This window comes from Wolbachia endosymbiont of Glossina morsitans morsitans (assembly GCF_000689175.1).
GTDB classification, from domain to species: domain Bacteria; phylum Pseudomonadota; class Alphaproteobacteria; order Rickettsiales; family Anaplasmataceae; genus Wolbachia; species Wolbachia pipientis.
The window spans coordinates 1-4,101 of sequence record NZ_AWUH01000154.1 but is presented as its reverse complement, the minus strand read 5'-3'; the positions used below and the strand labels follow the sequence as shown (position 1 = coordinate 4,101).

The window sequence follows — 4,101 nt, the reverse complement described above, 5'->3', positions numbered from 1 at the left end:
ATCAGCCTCTTCATTATACTTATCGCCACTGTGTGCTTTAACCCACTTCAAATCAATTTCGTGTTGTGAAGCAACGTTGTCTAGCTCTTTCCACAATTCCATATTTTTTACTGATTTTTTATTACTTGTTTTCCAGCCATTCATTTTCCACTTATTTATCCACTCTGTTATGCCATATTTAACATAAAGACTATCCATATGTAAATTAATATTACAAGAAAATTTCAATACTTTCAGCCCATTGATCACCGCTGTTAACTCCATTTTATTGTTTGTGGTATTTTCTTCTCTACCATAAATGTCTTTTCTGTAATCTTGAAATAATATGATAGCTGCCCATCCTCCCGCTCCAGGATTACCAGAACACGCCCCATCCGTATATATTGTCACTTCTTTTTTACTCATCTTTGTTTATATCGGTTAACAAAGTATATAGTTGCTTTTATGAAAGCACAATTTCTAAAGGTAGTTTAAGCTGCACCTTTAAATTTTATTATAGAAACAAAAAAAAGTGTGACAACGAGCATTACCAAAAGGAAAAGGAAAAAATAGTTTTTATGTTTCTGCCGTTCTTTCATAACTAAAATAAATCAATAGAACAAAAAATAATACTGGCAAATAGGGAAAATAGATAAGAAATTGAGTAAGAAAACATTTGTTTCTGTGAGTTGTGGTTCTTGAATCTGAGAATTGATATAGCGTACCAAATAAAGATGCAACCTGCAAAAATTGCCATGCTTAGATAAAGTAAAGCCTTTTTCAAGAATAGAGCTGGAAGCAAGCTAGTTAGCACCAGCAAGACACTATAAATTAATATATATTTTCTTGTTTTTTCCGGACCATAAACAATATTGAACATTGGAATCGATGCCTTTGCATAGTCTTCAGACTTATTTAAAGATAGGGCCCAAAAGTGTGGCGGAGTCCACATAAAAATTACTAAAAATAAAATGAAACTTTCCCAACTGACAGAATTAGTTACAGCTGCCCAGCCAATCATTGGAGGAAAAGCACCTGCTGCACCACCGATAACGATATTCTGCGGAGTACGCCTTTTTAGCCAAATTGTATATACGAAAACGTAAAATAATATGCTAACTGCAAGCAAAGCAGCAGAAATATAATTTACTGCTATTGCCATGATAAATACCGACAATATTCCAAGAGTTATACCAAATTCAAGCGCGCTTTCTGCAGAAACTCTACCTGAAGGTATAGGGCGGTTTTTTGTCCTTTCCATGAGCAGATCTATGTCTTTGTCATACCACATATTTATAGCACCTGCAGATCCTGAGCCAAGAGCAACACATACAAGAGATATTAGTGCTAGAAAAGGGTGCATACTACCTGGTGCAGTAACCATACCAGCAACTGCAGTAAATACCACAAGATACATTATCCTTGGCTTCAGCAAACGCCAAAAATCCAGTATTGTTGATTCAACATTGAGCAAAACACTTGTGTACATTCTATTTTACCACTGGTGGTTTTTCGAAAGTATGAAAAGGCGGTGGTGAAGATACCGTCCATTCCAAGGTGTCACCTCCCCAGGGATTATCTCCAGCTTTCTTGCCCCATTTAAAGAGATGTATAACTATAAACACAAAAAACATAACTGAAACAAAGGACATATACGAACCAATTGAGGATATATAATTCCAAGGGATAAACGCATCAGGATAATCAGGTATACGCCTTGGCATACCAGCTAATCCTAAGAAATGTTGAGGTAAAAAAGTGATATTGGTGCTAATAAAAGTAAGCCAAAAGTGGATTTGACCTAAGCGCTCATTATATTGTTTACCCGACATTTTACCAATCCAATAATAAAAGCCAGCAAAAGCTCCAAATAATGCAGCAAGTGACATGACATAATGGAAGTGAGCAACAACATAATAGGTGTCGTGCAGGAGCTTATCTATTCCACCATGAGAAAGAATTATTCCCGTTATGCCACCGCTAACAAACATAAAAATAAAACCTAGTGCAAACAGCATAGGGGTCTTAAACTCAATTGCTCCACCCCACATAGTTGCAATCCAGCTAAAGACTTTTACACCAGTTATAACACCGATAAAAATTGTGGTAGTGCTAAAAAATGCAGCAGCGTCAGCACTAAGCCCAACAGTGAACATATGATGAGCCCAAACCATAAAGCCAAATACTGCTATACCTATCATTGCATAAACCATCCCTATGTAACCAAATACAGGTCTGTGAGAAAAAGTTGATACAACCTGACTTATGATGCCAAATGCAGGAAAAATAATTACGTAAACTTCTGGATGACCAAAAAACCAAAATAGATGTTGAAATAACACAGGATCGCCACCACCGGCAGGATCAAAAAAGGAAGTGCCAATATTGCGATCAGTTAGAAGCATAGTTATAGCACCGGCAAGCACTGGTAAAGCAACAATCAACATAAATGCTGTTAGCAAGACAGACCAAACAAACAGTGGCATCTTAGTTAATGACATGCCTTTTGCGCGCATGTTAAATATAGTAACTATAAAGTTGATCGCCCCAACAATTGACGACATACCAGCAACATGAAGTGCAAGTATAGCAAGGTCAACTCCTGCACTTGGATGGGACATTACCTGTGATAAAGGTGGATATAAAGTCCAACCTGTACCTGGACCTTCACCAATAAACACTGAGAGAATGAGCAAAATAAAAGATGACACTAATAACCAAAAACTTAAATTATTCATACGAGGAAATGCCATATCTGGTGCGCCAATCATGAGAGGTACAAACCAATTACCAAATCCTCCCATTAAGGCTGGCATTATCATAAAAAACACCATTATCAACGCATGCCCTGTGACCATTACGTTATATAATTGATAATTATTGTTAAGTATATTAATGTGCATTAGCTGAGTGCGAATAATCACCGATAATAATCCACCAATAATTCCAGCTAATATGGAAAAAACAATGTACAGTGTCCCTATGTCTTTATGATTAGTGGAAAACAACCAACGCTTTATGCCCTTTGGTACGTCACCCATATCTATACTCCAAATTTAACTCACTAATTTTCTATTTTCAATCCACTTATTAAAATCTTCTTTGCTTACTGCTTCAACAACAATTGGCATAAATCCATGGCCTTGACCACACAATTCGTAGCACTGCCCGTAATAAACACCAGGCTTTTTGATATTAAACCACGCCTCATTCAGCCTACCTGGTATCGCATCAATTTTTACACCAAAAGCCGGTACTCCCCAGCTGTGTATCACATCTCCTGCTGTAACTTGTAAACGAACGTTAGCATTAACGGGTAAAATGATGTTGTTATCAACAGAGAATAGCTTTAAATCTCCTTCGATAAAGTCTTCTTTTCCCTTAATATAACTATCAAATGACACACCTTGATATTCTGGATATTGGTAGCTCCAATACCATTGATGGCCAATAACTTTTAGTGTTATGTCAGCTTTCGGTATTTCTTCCTGTAGCTTCAGTAATTTAGCGTTTTCAAAAGCTAATATTCCAACAATGATAGTTGGTATAACAAACCAAATAATTTCTAAAGGAACACTATGGGTAGTTTTACTTATGTTTGTTACTTTGCTTTTACGAAAGCGAAACGCTATATAAGCAAGCAGCGCCCACACAAAAAGCATTATTGTAACCATCACAAGCATCACAAACGAATGTGACCTAACTACAGCCTCCATTACTTCAGTTGCAGGAGCAGGAAATCCAAATTGCCAGGAAGTAGGAGCAGAGGCAACAGATACATTTGAGTAAAATATTATCAATAGTGCAAATAACTTCACCATATCTTTTGTTTGTTTGCTATAAAACTAAGTGATATACTGTATAATAGTATATATAAACTTACTATGCAAACAGAGATTGGTGATGGTTAATAATTTTTTAGTCATTCAACAAGTATAATAGTACAACACTAATTTGAGGAAAAAAGCATTTACATAAATCTATTGTAAGTAAAAATATTATAATATTTTAAATTAAGTATTTACTTTAAGTAAATTCTTAATAATAAGTTTAATAGTGTCTGTTACTGCTAATAACCCTCTAGCCTCACACCTAAAAGCAGTAACAGACACTATTAAACTT

The 4,101-nt window shown here is 35.8% G+C and carries 4 protein-coding genes; all 4 read right to left on the bottom strand.

Annotated features, from left to right (window positions below):
* The coding region (gene rnhA / locus WGMM_RS03980) for a ribonuclease HI (protein WP_038250414.1) at window positions 1-405 on the bottom strand (405 nt) is incomplete at its 3' end.
* Between the two features lie 175 nt (window positions 406-580).
* Window positions 581-1,468 (bottom strand): heme o synthase, encoded by an 888-nt coding sequence (locus tag WGMM_RS03975; protein ID WP_038250411.1) that lies wholly within the window; start codon window positions 1,466-1,468, stop codon window positions 581-583.
* 1 nt (window position 1,469) lies between these two features.
* Entirely contained in the window at window positions 1,470-3,020 is a 1,551-nt protein-coding gene (gene ctaD, locus WGMM_RS03970) for a cytochrome c oxidase subunit I (protein WP_038250408.1), read from the bottom strand.
* A 15-nt stretch (window positions 3,021-3,035) separates the two neighbouring features.
* Window positions 3,036-3,800 (bottom strand): cytochrome c oxidase subunit II, encoded by a 765-nt coding sequence (gene coxB, locus WGMM_RS03965; RefSeq protein WP_038250405.1) that lies wholly within the window; start codon window positions 3,798-3,800, stop codon window positions 3,036-3,038.
* Between the last annotated feature and the right edge of the window lie 301 nt (window positions 3,801-4,101).

Coding starts and splice junctions, on each gene's coding strand:
- WGMM_RS03975 (WP_038250411.1), bottom strand. CDS start 1,468: ATGTACACAAGTGTTTTGCTCAATGTTGAATCAACAATACTGGATTTT.
- ctaD (WP_038250408.1), bottom strand. CDS start 3,020: ATGGGTGACGTACCAAAGGGCATAAAGCGTTGGTTGTTTTCCACTAAT.
- coxB (WP_038250405.1), bottom strand. CDS start 3,800: ATGGTGAAGTTATTTGCACTATTGATAATATTTTACTCAAATGTATCT.